This window comes from Amycolatopsis benzoatilytica AK 16/65 (assembly GCF_000383915.1).
Classification (GTDB): domain Bacteria; phylum Actinomycetota; class Actinomycetes; order Mycobacteriales; family Pseudonocardiaceae; genus Amycolatopsis; species Amycolatopsis benzoatilytica.
Genome location: NZ_KB912942.1, coordinates 7,129,769 through 7,144,048 on the forward strand (window position 1 = coordinate 7,129,769; position 14,280 = coordinate 7,144,048).

Sequence of the window (14,280 nt, forward strand, 5' to 3'; positions counted from 1 at the left end):
TAGTGACCTGTGCTCCAGGCTCAACACGATCGTAGGTGGCGGTGTTCCCGGCAGTGACAGCCGCTACTTCTTGCCGACCACCTTGTCAAAGAGTTTGTCCGCGTTCCCTGGCCCGCAGTCCGAGCCGAAGCCGACCAGGCGGAACTGAGCGAGCTGGCCGGTGGTGTAAATCGCCACCACGCCCTGCTTGCCCTCGACGGTCACCGGCTTCACGGCTTCCGGCCGCACCTCCGGGTCCATCCCGGCCGCCGCGACACACGCCTTGAACCGCTGCTCATCCTGCAGCGGACCGTAGTTGCGCACTCCGAGACCGCCGCCGAGCAGTGCCTCCGCGCCACTGCCGTCGGTGCCGACCGACGGGCCGGCCGCTGACGTCGCGGGCCCCGGCGGGGCGGGCGCGGCGGCGTTCGGCGTGCCGCTGTTCGTGGAGGTGTTCGGGACCGTCAACGTGATCGCCACCGCGGCCGCCGCAGCCGCGGTCAGGACCCCGGCGCCCCACCCGATTTGCCGGTTCCGCTTCCGCCGCGCCGCCGACAGGTCCACGACCGGCGCGAGCGGCTGCTGAGCCGGTTCCGGTGCCGTGCCGGCCGGAAACGTCGCTTCCTGCCGGGCTGCCGATTCCGCGGCGAGCGCGGCGTCGATCCGGGCCGCGTACTCGGCTGGCATCGGCGGAGCCGGCTCCGCGGCGAGCGCGGACAGGTCCGCGGTGGTCGCCTCGAGCGCTTCGATGATCGCGCGGGCTTCCGGATCCGCGTTCACCCGCGGCCACAGCTGTGCGGCCTCGTGCTCGTCGAGAACTCCGGCATGGAGGTCGGCGAGCAGGTCGACAGACCAGGGCGGCCCGATGATCCCGCCCGCCCCCCGGCTCTCGTCCGTCATCGTCCCTCCCCGTTCCCCGGCGTGCGCTGGGCCCGCCCGGCACTCCGGGACCCCTCCGAAGTGGCGTGTGTGCGTTTGCTTTCGTTAGTTGGGACGCCCGCGTGCGCGTCCGGGTTCCGCAGATGCCCGAGAACCTTCGCGAGTTTCCCCCGCCCACGTGCGCAGCGGCTTTTCACGGTGCCTTCGGCGATGCCGAGCATCTTCGCCGTCTCGGCCACCGAGTAGCCCTCGACATCGACGAGCAGGATCGGCGCGCGCTGGTCCTCCGGCAGCTCGTCGAGCGCCTTCCGGACCAGCAGGCTGGTCTCCTTCTCGGCCATCGAATCGCCGGGCGCGGCGGGTTCGTTGAACTCGCCGGTCTCCGGCAGCGGCACGGTCGGCCGTGCTTGCCTGCGCCGGATCCGGTCCAGGCAAGCGTTGACCACAATCCGGTGCAACCATGTGGTGACCTGCGATTCGGCGCGGAACTTGCCCGCCGCGCGGAACGCGGAGAGGAACGCCTCCTGCAAGGCGTCCGCCGCCTCTTCCGGATCTCGCAGCGTGCGCAAAGCGACCGCCCACATGCGGTCTCGATGCCTCCGGACCAGTTCGTTGAACGCGTGTGGGTCGCCCGCGGCGTGTGCCGCGATCAGATCCGCATCGGTGGGAGCTGCAGCCGTCACCCGGCAGAGCCTACTGAGTCGCGCTCGCAGTTCACGCCGCAGGCAGGAAGCTCAGCTCGCCGATCTGGCTCAGGAAGCCGTTGCCGCCGTTGTCGCCCAGCTGGGTGATCCAGACGATGAAGTACTGGCTCTGCGTCGGCTGCTGCAGCGTGATGGTGGTGTCCGGGCCGTTCAGGTCCCCGGAGCCGACCACCTTGGTGTCGTCCAGCTTCGGGTTCTTGCTGTCCGCGGCCCGGATCTCCACCTTCGTGCCCGGGCTGTCCGCGCTGATCTTCACCTGCGTGATGTTCGCCGGGTTGTCGAACGAGACCACGATCCCGACGCCGGGCTTCAGCGTCGGCAGCTGCTGCTGGTACTGGTCGGTCTTCCAGACCGTGCCCGGGTCGCCGTCGATCGTGTTCTTCGCCCGGCCCGGGTTGTCGCCGGATCCCTCCGGGTTGTAGACCGCGGCCGACGCCGGGGCCACCGGGTCGCCGACCTTCACCGCTCCGGACGGCTGCTGGTTCACCGGCGGCGGCTGGCTGCTCTGCTTCGGCGGGGCCGGGGCCGAACTGCTCGCGACGTTGATGGTCGGGCCGGTCGCTTTGCCGTCGCCCTGGAACAGGTTGATCAGCATCAGCCCGCCCCACGCCAGGATCACCACGGTGGCGACCACCAGCACAGTCACGCCGAACGCCAGCTTCCGCCGCCGTGCGACGTCCTTCACCGGCTTCTTCGTGGTCCAGATCGTCCCGTCGGACTCCGCCGGGGACTCGGTGCCGACCGCTTTGATCAGCTGGGTGCGTTCTTCTTCCTCGGCCACCTGACCGAGCACGCGCAGGATCGCCGAACTGGTGCGGATGCCGCCGCTGCCGCCGTCCTCGATCGTGCGCACGGCCAGCGAGGACAGTTCCGGCGGCACCGCGGGCACCAGCGACCGCGGCGGCACCACATGCCCCTGCGGGGTGAGCGGTGCGGCGGGGATCGCCGGCGGTCCGCCGGGCAGCGCCCAGCGGCCGGTGAGCAGCAGGTACAGCACCGCGCCGAGCGCCTTGACGTCGTCGCGCAGGGTCGCTTCCGGCAGCGGGCCGGGGAAGGCGAGCTTGAGCGCGCCGCCCGGGGTCAGCCGCAGCCGCTGCGGATGGTCGAGACCGAGGACCAGGCCGTTCTGATGGGCGTGGTCGACCGCTTCGGCGAGCGCCTGCACCATCCGCGCGGCCGCGCCTGGGGCCACCGGCCGCTGTGCGACCAGGTCCACCAGGTCGCTGCCCTTGGTCCACTCCGCCACTACGACGCCGAGCAGCCCTTCGCTGGAGGTGATGCCGCTGCCGAGGCTGAGCACGTCGAGCACGCGGGCCACCCCGCCGTGCCCGAACTTCGACGCGTGCGCGGCTCGCTCCAGCGTGCGCCGGGCCAGCCGGGCCGCCTCCGGATCCGCTGGATCGCCGACTAGCAGGGTCAGCGCGACGTCCCGCTTGAGCTGCCCGTCCCTGGCCCGCCAGAGGTGCGCGGCGGCTCGTTCGTCCACCCCGAACTGGGCAAGCAGGCGATACCGGCCGTCCCCTACGACGCGTCCGGGCGCAAGCGATCCGCCCCGGGCTCGTATGCCCGCGGCGTCCCCCGCCTGCTCGCTTCGTCTCGTGTCCACGCTCTCTCCCGCTTCGCTCCCGGCACCGAGGGTACCCGGATCATCGGCCGAAGAAGCGTCGTGAGTCGTGAATCAATCGTTACCCGCGCTTGATCAATCGAGTGAATCGCGATGTTACGGGCCGCAGTTCCTCCACCTTCAAGGCCATGAGCACCCCGAACGAGACCGCGATCCCGACGAATCCCTGCAGGAAGAGCTTCACCCAAGCCTGCCCGATCAACCCCAGAGAGGAGGGGACAATCAGCCCCACGAGCCAGGCGGCGCCGACGCCGAGGACGCTCGCCACGACGGTGAAGAGGATCACGCCGATCACCCGCTTGCTGCGCAGATTGCCCAGCGTCACCCATAGCCACACCTGGCCGAGCATCGCGCCGACCACATAGGTCAGCGCGTTGACCATCATCACGCCGAGCACGACGTTGCCCGGGCTCAGCAGCATCGGGCACAGGAACAGCAGCGGGATCTTGACCACGGTCATCACGATCATGATCAGCGTCGGCGTGCGGGCGTCCTTCATCGCGTAGAACACGCGCATCTGAAGCATCACCAGCGCGTACGGCAGCAGCGCGAACGCCGAAATTGCCAGCGCCTGTCCGAGCCGCTCGGCGTTGCTCTGGTCGCCCTTGCCCAGCGCGAACAGCGCGACGCCCATCGAGGTGCCGACGATCGTCATCACCGCGGAGATCGGCACCAGCGTCACGGTGGAGATCCGTGACGCGTAGGACAGGTCGGCGACCAGCTTCTTCGTGTCGCCGTCCGCGGCGGCGCGGCTCAGCCGCGGCATGATCGCGGTCAGCAGCGAGACGCCGAGCACGCCGTAGGGCAGCTGAAACAGCAGCCAGGCGTAGTTATAGGCGGTGACACTGCCTTGCGCGCCCTTGGTGAGCACGCGGGTGGTGATGGTGAGGCCGACCTGGCTTACTCCGACGTAGCCGACGACCCACAGCGCCAGGCCGCCGAACTCCTTCATCCGGCTGTCCAGGCCCCACCGCCAGCGCGGCCGGAAACCGGAACGCAGCAGCGGCGGGATCAGCATGAGCGACTGCGCGGCGATGCCGCCGGTCACGCCGAGGCCGAGGATGAGCAGCTTCGGGTCGGTGAGCGATGGGCTCTTCTCGTCGATCGAACCGGGCAGCACCCAGATCACCAGGATGACGAAAATGACCACCAGGTTGTTGACCACCGGCGCCCACGCGGTCGGCCCGAACACGTGCTTGGCGTTCAGCATCGCCGAGACCAGCGCGAACAGGCCGTAGAAGAAGATCTCCGGCAGCAGCAGGTAGGCGAACGCGGTGGTCAGGCCGGTGCTCGCGTTGCCGTTCGGGTCGATGTACAGCGCGGTGAACGCGGGGGCCGCGATCACCGCGATCACGGTGCCGACGAGCAGCACGGTGATACCGGTGGTCAGCAGCCGTTGCGCGTACGCCTCGCCCTTGTCCGGGTCGTCTTGCGAACGCACCAGCAGCGGCACCACCACGCTGGTGAGCACGCCGCCGAGCAGGAGCTCGAAGATGATGTTCGGCATCGTGTTCGCGACGTTGAACGAGTCGGTCACCACCGACGAGCCGACCGCCGCGACCAGCAGCACCTTCCACAGGAACCCGGTGATCCGGCTGATCAGCGACGCGATCGCCATCCGGCCGCTCGCTTTGGCGACCGAAGGCCCTTCGTCCTTCGGCTGCTCGGGCGCGCTCGGCTCAGCCGGACGCGCGAGCGGCGCGTCCTTGATCCGCGGCATGACCTGGGTGGCCAGCGCGTCGTACGGGCGCAGCACGTCCGGGTCGGCGGTCGGCCACCGGGAAGCGGCCATCGGCACGCCGGCGGTACGCGGGATGAACCGGGTGGCGTCCGGGTCCCGCATCGCCTCTTCCTGCCACGGCCGGACCGGTGTGCCCGGACGGGGCCCGCGGCCGCGGTGCACCGGCGGCTGCGGCCCGGTGGTGCTGGCCGGCGGCGGTGGCTTCGGCTGCGGAAGCTGAGCGCGGGTGGCTGGCTGGCTGTCCCTCGGCGGGACCGGCGGCGCGCCGTGCGGACCCGACGGCTGCCGTCCCGAGGGCGGCGGCGGGGTGGCCGGGCCGCCGGGCGGGGGTTCGCGGCGCATCGGCCGGACCGGCGGCATGGCGGCGCGGGTCGGGGCCGGGCGCTGTCCGCTCGGCTGCGGTGGTTGCGGCGGCTGTTGGACGCGCCACGGCGCCTGGTCCCGGGGATCGGGGCGAGCCTCCCGGCGCGGACGTTCGCGATCCGCCGGCGGGCGCTGCCGGTCTACCGGCGGACGTTCGCGATCGGCTGGCGGACGGTCCTCGGGCAGCGGCATCCGGCGGGTGCCGTTCGGCGGCTGCCTGCGCTCTCCTTTCGGCGGCGGCTGCCTGCGCTCGGCGGGCGGCGGAGCGACAGGCGGCTGGCGGCGCGGTTCACGGGCCGCCCGCCGGGGCTGGTCAGCGCGGTCTTCCCGGCGCGGCGGGACGCCGTCCCGCCGGGGACGCCCCGCACGCTCGGGTGGTTGACCCGGCTCTCTGTCCAACGCGTGCCCAATCCTCGCCTGTCCCCTGGTCCCTGCCATTGTGGCAGCGTCGACCCAGGGTAATCGGGAACGGGCGCGCGCGGCTGGCCCGCCGGGATGTCAGGCCGCGCCGGCCCGGCTGTCCTTGATCCGCCGGTAGATCCGCCGCGACGCCAGCAGCAGCAGTGCACAACCAGCGACGACGGTGACGATGATGGTGATCGGGCCGTATTCGGTGGAGGTCAGCTCGAACCGCGCGGGCGCGCCGAGTTCGACACCGTCCGGGGTGGCCAAGGACACATCGACGGACAGGTGCCCGGCGCGCAGCGCCTCGATCTGCAGGTACTGGTTCGTCCCACCGCTTGCCGGGAAAAACTTGTTCTGCGCGGTTTCCGGCCGAATGCCCATATTGTTCCGCAGGGTGATCTGCCCGGTTACGCCGACCGGCAGGTTGTTGTGCACGTACACCGGCAGCGGCGACGAGCCGGACGCGAGCGCGATCGTCTGCTTCGGCTGCTCCACCGTCACCTGATTGCGGATCGCGGCGAGTTCGGCGGCCGCGTTCGCCCCGGCCGCCGACGGCGAAACGGTGCCGAACGCCGACGAGCTGCCCCGGACGAGCGCGTCCCGCACCGGAGCGACGACCTGCTGCGGGTCGACCCGGCGGCGGGGGTCCACCTGCATCGAGGCCAGCAGTCCGGCAGCGTCCAGGTCGAGTTCGGACAGCTTGCCGGCGACCGCGGTGCCGTCGGTGGGGGCGCCGGCGGCAAGCGACGCGGCGCCGGACGGGGCGCTCCCCAGCAGGTCGTCGAGGGTCGAGCCGGTGGTCAGGCCGGCCGCGGTCAGTTTGCCGAGCCCGGCGAGGAAGTTGCTCAGCTCGTCGGAGCTGGCGTCCCAGCGCCGCGGCGGCGCGATGAGCAGCGGAGTTCCGTCCGCCGCCTCAGTGCGGCCCAGGCCGGCCTCGAAGGCGATGGCGGCGAGGCCGTTCTGCGTCGAGACCGCACGCTGCGAGGCGCCGCTGTAGGTGGTGGGTGCCTGCGCGGTGGGCACGTAGCCGGTCAGGCCACTCGTGACCAGGCCGTTGGTCGGCTCCGCGCGTAGACCGCCGGGAAGTGTCACGGCGTTGGTCACGGTCTCTCCGTCGCCGCCCGCGCGCAGCTTCGTGCCGTCGGTGAGCACGGTCTGGTAGCCGCCGGACGAGATCGCCGACAGCGTCTGCTCATCAGGATTCCCGCTGGGCCACAGCACGCCGCTGCGCGGCTCGACGCCGAGTACGTCCTTGATCGTCGCGCTGCCGTTCAGCGCGGTGGTCAGCAGGCCGGAGTCCGCCTTGCCGTTGGCGCCGCGGACCTTGACCAGGGTGCCGAGATCGGCGTCGGCGAACGGCAGCGCGAGCACACACCGGCCGTTGACCAGCGCTTTCAGCGAGGACAGCCAATTGGCCGCCGCGTCCGCGCCAGTGCCTGCTCCGCCACCGCTCACCTGGTAGCCGTTGTGCATCGCGGCGACGGTGCGCAGCAGGTCCGGGTCGATCGCGAAGCACAGCGATCCGCCGACCTTCGGATTCGATTCCTGCGCCGCACGCGCCGACGAGACCAGCGCGTACAGCCGGCCGCCGGGGCTGATCTCGTCGGCGAGCGAATCGTCGGTGAGCGTCATCGGCGCGCCGAACGGCGCGGACTGCACGTGCGGCTGGCTGTCGGTGATCGGCCACAGCATGCTCAGCTTCGCGTGCCGCGGCGTCGCCTGGTTCGTCCGGCCGGGCGTGGACAGCACCGGCATCAGCAGGCTCACCGCGGCGAGCCGGGCCGGGCCGCCGAACTCCGGCGTGCCGTTGACGTTGACCAGCAGCGGGTACACGCCGGGGCGCGGCAGCGCGGCGCCGTGCGGTCCAGCCAGCGGCACGGTGATGGTCAGCGGAGCGCTCTGACCCGGTTCGAGGGAGGGAGCGAGCGAGGTGAAATCGGTGAGCGGGGTGTCCTGCACCGGGGTGCCGGACAGCACCGACTCCATCGCGCGCGGGCTGGAGAGGCGCTCCCCGACCTGAAGGCGGGCCAGCGGCTTCATGATCCGCCGGGCACCGGTGTTGGTCACCGTGCCGGTCACCGTGATCGCCTGGTCCGAGCTGGTGATCACGCGCGGGTTCAGCTGATTCAGGTCGAGCCGCAGCCGGGCCGGTTCCGACGACGGTTCGTCCTGCGCGCTGGCTGGCGCGCCGAACAGCGCGCTGACGGCCAGTACCAGCAAAGACAGCAAGAAGGCGGCGGGCCGCTTCACTCCGGTGCTCCCTCTCAGCCGCGCTCTTCGGGCGCGAAAAGTTCTGCTGCCCCGCGGACCAGCTTGCGCTCGTCCGCGTAGGCGAGGGTGGTCTCCAGCTCGGCCAGCGGAACCCAGGCGACCTCGGTGACCTCGACGTCCTCGTCGGAGAGTTCGCCACCGGTGGCTTCGAGCAGGAAATGGTGCACGGTCTTGTGCACCCGGCGCTGCTGCGCGACGAACCAGTAGTCGATGGTGCCCAGCGGATGCAGGACGCGCGCGGAGATGCCGGTTTCCTCCTTCACCTCGCGCACCGCGGTCTGCTCCACCGTCTCACCGTCTTCGATGTGGCCCTTCGGCAACGACCACAGCAGTCTGCCGTGCCGGTCGAGACGGCCGATCAGCACCGCACGTTCCCGGTCCGGGTCGAGCACGAGGCCGCCCGCCGACGTCTCGTCTACCGTGGTCAGCCGCCTGCCGCGGTGGCGTCGCCGCCGCCGGCGCGGCTTCGGCGCACCGGCGCGGCCGGCAGATCCAGACATGCTGCGATGCTAGAGCAAACGGCCGCCCGGGTACTCTGGCTCTCCGTGTCCGTGTCCGGCGGCGTCCGCAGGGCGGGCGTCATTTTCGTGGTGGGATCCGAGTGAACGACCTGGTCGCCAAGCAGAACGCGGTGACGGAACTGATGCGAGTGTCCCCGCTGGCTGATGAGCTGGCGCAACGGTTCGCGCGCGCGGGCCACAGTTTGTACCTGGTCGGGGGCAGCGTGCGCGACGCGTTGCTCGGCAGGCTGTCCAGCGATCTCGACTTCACCACCGACGCGCGGCCCGACCGCGTGCTCAAGATCGTCAGCGAGTGGGGCGACGCGGTCTGGGACGTCGGCATCGCGTTCGGCACGGTCGGCGTCACCAAGAACGGCACGACCCTCGAGATCACCACGTTCCGTGCGGACAGCTACGACCGCGTCGGACGCAACCCCGAGGTGACCTTCGGCGACACCATCGAGGGCGACCTGCTGCGCCGCGACTTCACCGTCAACGCGATGGCCATCGACCTGGTCGGGAAGACGTTCATCGACCCGTACGACGGGATGGACGCGCTCCGGCTGAAGGTGCTCGACACCCCGGCGCTGCCGCAGGAGTCGTTCGCCGACGACCCGCTGCGGATGATGCGGGCCGCCCGGTTCTCCGCGCAGCTCGGCTTCACCGCCGCGCCGCGGGTGGTCGAGGCGATGACGTCGATGGCGGCGGAGATCGACCGGATCACCGCCGAGCGGGTCCAGACCGAGCTGTCGAAGCTGCTGCTCGCGCCCGACCCGCGGCCCGGCCTGGAGCTGCTGGTCGACACCGGGCTGGCCGAGCGGGTGCTGCCCGAGCTGCCCGGGATGCGGCTGGCGATCGACGAGCACCATCAGCACAAGGACGTCTACGAGCACTCGCTGACCGTGCTCGCCCAGGCGATCGACCTGGAGCGGCGGCACGAGCCGGCGAGCGGGCCGGACCTGGTGCTGCGGCTGGCCGCGCTGCTGCACGACATCGGCAAGCCGGCCACTCGCGAGTTCCAGCCCGGCGGCGGCGTGAGCTTCCACCACCACGAGGTGGTCGGCGCCCGGATGGTACGCAAACGTTTGCGGGCGTTGAAGTACTCGAAGGAGATCGTCGAGCAGGTCGCCCAGCTGGTGTTCCTGCACCTGCGGTTCCACGGTTACGGCGGCGGCGAGTGGACCGATTCCGCGGTGCGCCGCTACGTCACCGACGCCGGCGACCTGCTGACCCGGCTGCACAAGCTGGTCCGCGCCGACTCGACCACGCGCAACAAGCGCAAGGCGGCCGCGCTGCAGTCGACCTACGACAACCTCGAGGCCCGGATCGAGCGGATCAAGGAGCAGGAAGACCTCGACCGGGTCCGGCCGGACCTGGACGGCAACGAGATCATGCGGCTGCTCGGCCTGAAGCCGGGGCCGGAGGTCGGGCGCGCCTGGAAGTTCCTCAAGGAGCTGCGGCTGGACCGGGGTCCGCTGGAGCACGACGAGGCGGTGTCCGAGCTGAAGAAGTGGGCGAGCTCCGAGGGGCTCGGCTCGAACGGCTGACCCGGCGGTGAACTCCGGGTCGCGGCTTCGCCACGATCCCCGATCGGCCTCTGGATCATCGTCGCGGCAGCCGAGATACTCCCTCTCTGCATGCTGAACAGGGGGCCTCGATGACCGGGGAGCACGACGAGGGCAGGCGCGGGGCCAGCTTTCTCGTCACTTTGCTGCGGCGCGGCACGCCCGCGCTGGCCGCGGCGACGACCGGGCTGACCGACGAGATCGGCGACCCTACGCCGGTGCGCGCGCTGCAGCGGATCTCGCACATGGCCGGTCCCGTCGACGTGCGCCAGCCCGACGGCCTGATCCTGCGGTCGGCCCGGTACGTGGTGCTGGTGCCGCTGGCCTACCGGTTGATCGCGGTGCCCGGGCAATTCGCCGCCTACGCCGTCAAGCACGGGTCGGCCGGTTTGCTGCCGGTCGGGCTGGTCGCCGCCTGCTCGCTGGCGCTGAGTTTGTTCGGTGTCTTCTGGATGCTGCGCAAGGCGCCGTTCCGGAGCGAAATGGCCGCCCGGCTGCTGCTCGCCGATTTGGCCGCCACTGTCGTGTTCCAGCTGTTCCTCGGCGCGGCCACGGCACCGGCGGTCTTCCACGACGCGCTCGGCGTCGCGGACAAGCACCTGCTCGGCAGCATCGCCCTGCTGACGCTGGCGGTCGGCATCCCCGCCGCGCTCGGCATGGCGCTGCTCGCCTTGCCGGTGCGGCTGGTGGCGGACCTGTTCAACAACGGCCAGGCCGATTTCGGGCAAGCCGCTTCGCTGTATCCGACGATGTTCGGCGTCCTGTTCACCGCGGTCGGCGCGCTCATCCTGCTCGGTCTCGGCCTCCGGCTGGCACTGGCGTACGGCATCCGGAACGGGCGGCTCGCCGAACGGGCGCGGCAGCACCGGATGCTGCACGACACGGTGCTGCAGACGCTGGAGGCGATCGCGCTCGGCGGACCGGGCGATCCGGATCAACGCCTGGTCGAGGTACAGCGGCTGGCTCGCGCGCAGGCGATGGAGCTGCGGCAGACGATCGAGACCGCGGCGGCGCAGCGGGCCGAAGAGGGTTCGCGGCCGCTCGGCGAGAAGCTGGCCGCGCTAGCCGCGGAAATGGCCCGCGACGGCCTGCGCGCCCAGCTGGTGATCGCCGAGCTGGACGACGACACGCTGTCCGAAGTCCGTCAGATCGCTATCCGCGACGCGGTCCGCGAAGCGCTGCGCAACACGATGAAGCACGCGGAAACGGACAAGGTGGTGGTACGTGTGGAGGAACGCAACGGCGGGATCGCGGTGATCACCCGTGACCACGGCACCGGGTTCAGCCCGCAGGACCGCCCGGCCGGGTTCGGGATCAGCGAGTCGATCACCGCGCGGCTGGCCGAGGTCGGCGGCACTTCCCTGGTCGAGTCGAGCCCGGGCAGCGGCACCCGGGTGACGTTGTGGGTGCCGTTCTGACCGGGGTGGCCGGCGCGCTGGCGGCCTACCGCGCCGGCGACGTCGGGCGGGCGCGGGCGCTGGCGGCGGAGTCCGGCACCCGGCTGGGGGCCGAGCTGGCGACGTACTGGACGGACGGCACGAGCGGTCCGGTGTACGACCAGCCGGCCGCGTTCACGGCGTTCATCCGCGGCGGCGGCAACGTTGAGTTGTACCGGCGGTTGAGCGAAGGACTCGCTGCGCGGTACGACTCGTGGCGGCCCGAAGCGGTGCTGGATGTGGGATGCGGCGACGGGCTGGCGATCGAACCGGCGCTCGCCGCGGCGACGTTTCAGCCCTCGCGGATCGACTTGGTCGAGCCGTCCGCCGCGCTGCTTTCCGCGGTCGAGGTCGCGGGTGCGCGCCGGTTTCCGCTGACCGCGCAGGACTTTCTGGGCAGCGATGGTTCCACGTGGAACCTGGTGCAGTCGACGTTCGCGATGCAGTCGATCGAACCGGCCGCCCGCGCGGAAGTGCTGAGCGAGCTGCGGTCGCGCACGGATCGGGTGGTGCTGGCCGAATTCGACGTGCCGGAGCACGCGGACCTGGCCTCGCTCGCGCAGCGCTACGAACGCGGCGTCGCCGAGTACGGCGCGCAGGCTTCCCTGGTGGCGCAAGGGTTTCTGCTGCCAGTGCTGCTCGGTGTCGCGGCCGGCGAGGCGCGGACGAACTGGGAACACCCGGCCGCGGAGTGGGCCCGGCAGCTCGAGGCCGCCGGGTTCTCCTCGGTGACGGTGGACCGGCTGGCGGACTACTGGTGGTCGCCCGCCGTGCTGATCACCGCGTCCTAACCGGGTTTCTCGTCCGACTCGAGCCGAGACAGCGTGCCCTGCTCCAGGTGCTGCGCGATCGGCCGCGGCAGCAGGTACGCGGTGGCCCCGCCAGGCTGCTGGCCCCACGGCCCAGTGATCCCGGTGAGCACCCGGATCGCGCGCTGCACGCGATAGGAGTGCCGGTCGCGTTCGCGGATCGGGGCCAGCGAAGTTTCGAGGAACCGCACGGTGTTCTCGTGCACCAGGTTCCCGATCTCCGGGCCGAACCGGACCACGGTGGTGCCGGCCGGCAGCACGACGATCCGCTTGCCGCGGTAGAACGACAACGGCGGTTCGCCGCGCAGCGGCAGAATCGGCCAGTCCGCGGGCTGATCGGATTCCTCCAGCGGTACCGGCGGCAGCATCAGCAGCGTGCCGAGAAGGAACCGGGCCGCCTCGGCGAGGTTGGCGAACGCCACCGGTTCCGCCGACGGCGGACGCGAGACCTCCCAGCCGTTTTCCGCGCGGCGCAACGTCCACACGCCTTCGGCGGGCATCTCGTCGGCACCGATCTTGTACGCCGACGACGGCACGCCGTGCTCGGTGAGCCGCTGCTGCAACAACGCCAGCGTCTCGGCCCCGCGCAGCCCCCGGGCCGATTCGCCGCCGGTGCGGATCGCACGGGCCAGCGCGCTGGTGTCCGGGATATCGGACTCGGTGCGCCCAGGCCGCGGCTTGCCGACGAGGTCCGCTTCGGCGCTCGCCCGGACCAGCTCGCGCACCACCGGCGGCCGGAACCCGGCGGCGCGGATGTGCTCGACCAGCTCCGGCTCCGGCGGCACCCCGTACTTGCGCAGGTAGTGCGGTACCGCGGCGGGCCAGATCCAGGTGCCGTCGGTGTGGAAGGCGTGCGGCACGTCCGGCGGTGCCCCGGGCGCGGCGAAGATGTCCGGCTGCGGCGTCGGCCGGTGCAGGACGACTGGTGCGCGGAACAGGTAGTCGAGCACCCCGCGGACCTGGTCCTGAGGCACCTTCGGCCGGTTCACCACCGGACGCTCGCCCTCGTTGTGCGAGTCGGCGGGGCGGGCCTGGCGGAACTCGACTGTCAGCGGCACCCCGGCCCGCGCGGCGAGCCAGTCCGGCAGCCCCTCCGCCGGACGCGGGAACCGGGTCAGGTCGACCTGGTAGGACTCGGTGGCCGGCTCGCCGCCGTCGTTGGGCGGCAGCCGCCAGTCCGGTTCCTGGTTGGCGTCGAAGTCGAAATCGAACTGGGCTTCCGAGGTCAGCGTGAAGGTGCCTTGGAACCAGGTACCGGTGTCCGGCTGGTACATCGCGGCGCGCAGGCGGGCGAACAGCGAGGTCAGGTGCGGCGTGCCGGGCAGAGCCACCGAAACCGGGCCGTTCTCGTCACCGACCGCGCGGACCTCCAGCTCGGCGTAGTCGCCGACCTGGCGGAACTGCGCGGCCACCCGGGACCAGTCGCCGGACACCTGGCGCAGCTGGCGGCCGATCCCGCGCAGCAGCTTGGCCTCGTCGCCGCCCTCGGTTTCGGCTTGCGGCTTGCCGTAGTCGTGCCGGGTCAGCCACAGGCCGGTGAGCTGCTTGCCCGGGACAGTCACCGAGAAATCGGTCAGCCCGAGCTGCGCGGCGCGCACCGGATCGTGCCGGGTCCAGCGCAGTGTCAGGTTCGGCTGGTCGCTCGGCGCGACCTCGAACAGTTCGTTCTCGTATTCGACGTAAGTGCGCAGATCGAACGTCGCGGGCACCTCGTTGGCGAGGACGACGCGGGCGGGTTTGCCCTCGTGTTCGCGGTCGAAATCGGCGGGCGCTTCCTCGTCGCCGACGACGGTCAGCAGCAGCGTGCCGTCGGTGGTGGAGCGCTGCGCCGCGAAGGTGCGGTCGTCGAGTGTCGCGTACAGGCCGTCTGGGCGTTCTCCCGATTCAACCCGGTAACGCACGTCTGGTTCCTCCCCGAAATCCCCCGTGTAGCCGCAACGAACTTAGCCGACCGTCGCACGGCGAAACCATCGGTTGCCCGCGACGGCGGCTGCTGCGCCCATA

The 14,280-nt window shown here is 71.3% G+C and carries 10 protein-coding genes; 3 read left to right on the plus strand and 7 right to left on the minus strand.

Annotated features, from left to right (window positions below; translation table 11 throughout):
- Nucleotides 1-63: 63 nt before the first annotated feature.
- The 6 genes from AMYBE_RS0133200 to AMYBE_RS0133225 all read right to left on the minus strand — a co-directional run bounded on the left by AMYBE_RS0133200 (nucleotide 64) and on the right by AMYBE_RS0133225 (nucleotide 8,466).
- Complete coding sequence (locus AMYBE_RS0133200) at nucleotides 64-879, minus strand: hypothetical protein (RefSeq protein WP_020663701.1); 816 nt, start codon at nucleotides 877-879, stop codon at nucleotides 64-66.
- The gene (gene sigM / locus AMYBE_RS0133205; RefSeq protein WP_020663702.1) at nucleotides 876-1,541 is read right to left on the minus strand and encodes an RNA polymerase sigma factor SigM; all 666 of its coding nucleotides are present in this window, start codon (nucleotides 1,539-1,541) and stop codon (nucleotides 876-878) included. The genes AMYBE_RS0133200 and sigM overlap by 4 nt, the downstream gene beginning before the upstream one ends.
- A gap of 31 nt (nucleotides 1,542-1,572) precedes the next feature.
- Nucleotides 1,573-3,168, minus strand: coding sequence for a protein kinase family protein (locus tag AMYBE_RS0133210; RefSeq protein WP_027928270.1), 1,596 nt, complete (start codon nucleotides 3,166-3,168; stop codon nucleotides 1,573-1,575).
- Nucleotides 3,169-3,247: 79 nt separating this feature from the next.
- Nucleotides 3,248-5,029 (minus strand): murein biosynthesis integral membrane protein MurJ, encoded by a 1,782-nt coding sequence (gene murJ, locus AMYBE_RS0133215; protein WP_020663704.1) that lies wholly within the window; start codon nucleotides 5,027-5,029, stop codon nucleotides 3,248-3,250.
- Nucleotides 5,030-5,788: 759 nt separating this feature from the next.
- Nucleotides 5,789-7,945 (minus strand): DUF6049 family protein, encoded by a 2,157-nt coding sequence (locus AMYBE_RS0133220; protein WP_020663705.1) that lies wholly within the window; start codon nucleotides 7,943-7,945, stop codon nucleotides 5,789-5,791.
- Nucleotides 7,946-7,959: 14 nt separating this feature from the next.
- A complete protein-coding gene (locus AMYBE_RS0133225) occupies nucleotides 7,960-8,466 on the minus strand; it encodes an NUDIX hydrolase (RefSeq protein ID WP_027928271.1) in 507 nt (168 codons plus the stop codon).
- A gap of 101 nt (nucleotides 8,467-8,567) precedes the next feature.
- Here AMYBE_RS0133225 and AMYBE_RS0133230 point away from each other — a divergent pair, with 101 nt between their 5' ends.
- The 3 genes from AMYBE_RS0133230 (at nucleotide 8,568) to AMYBE_RS0133240 (ending at nucleotide 12,258) form a co-directional block, all read left to right on the plus strand.
- Nucleotides 8,568-10,013, plus strand: coding sequence for a CCA tRNA nucleotidyltransferase (locus tag AMYBE_RS0133230; RefSeq protein WP_020663707.1), 1,446 nt, complete (start codon nucleotides 8,568-8,570; stop codon nucleotides 10,011-10,013).
- Between the two features lie 110 nt (nucleotides 10,014-10,123).
- On the plus strand, nucleotides 10,124-11,449 hold the full coding sequence (locus AMYBE_RS0133235) for a sensor histidine kinase (RefSeq protein WP_020663708.1): 1,326 nt from the start codon (nucleotides 10,124-10,126) through the stop codon (nucleotides 11,447-11,449).
- On the plus strand, nucleotides 11,434-12,258 hold the full coding sequence (locus AMYBE_RS0133240) for a small ribosomal subunit Rsm22 family protein (RefSeq protein ID WP_020663709.1): 825 nt from the start codon (nucleotides 11,434-11,436) through the stop codon (nucleotides 12,256-12,258). Before AMYBE_RS0133235 ends, AMYBE_RS0133240 begins: the two co-directional genes overlap by 16 nt.
- Here the strand turns inward: AMYBE_RS0133240 and AMYBE_RS0133245 are convergent.
- Nucleotides 12,255-14,177 carry a TNT domain-containing protein gene (locus AMYBE_RS0133245; protein WP_020663710.1) on the minus strand — a complete coding sequence of 641 codons (1,923 nt, stop codon included), beginning with the start codon at nucleotides 14,175-14,177 and terminating at the stop codon, nucleotides 12,255-12,257. The genes AMYBE_RS0133240 and AMYBE_RS0133245 overlap by 4 nt on opposite strands.
- Between the last annotated feature and the right edge of the window lie 103 nt (nucleotides 14,178-14,280).

What these genes read in the sequence shown, in the direction of transcription:
- murJ (WP_020663704.1), bottom strand. Translation starts at nt 5,029, where the DNA reads ATGCGGGACCCGGACGCCACCCGGTTCATCCCGCGTACCGCCGGCGTG.
- AMYBE_RS0133235 (WP_020663708.1), top strand. Translation starts at nt 10,124, where the DNA reads ATGACCGGGGAGCACGACGAGGGCAGGCGCGGGGCCAGCTTTCTCGTC.
- AMYBE_RS0133225 (WP_027928271.1), bottom strand. Translation starts at nt 8,466, where the DNA reads ATGTCTGGATCTGCCGGCCGCGCCGGTGCGCCGAAGCCGCGCCGGCGG.
- AMYBE_RS0133200 (WP_020663701.1), bottom strand. Translation starts at nt 879, where the DNA reads ATGACGGACGAGAGCCGGGGGGCGGGCGGGATCATCGGGCCGCCCTGG.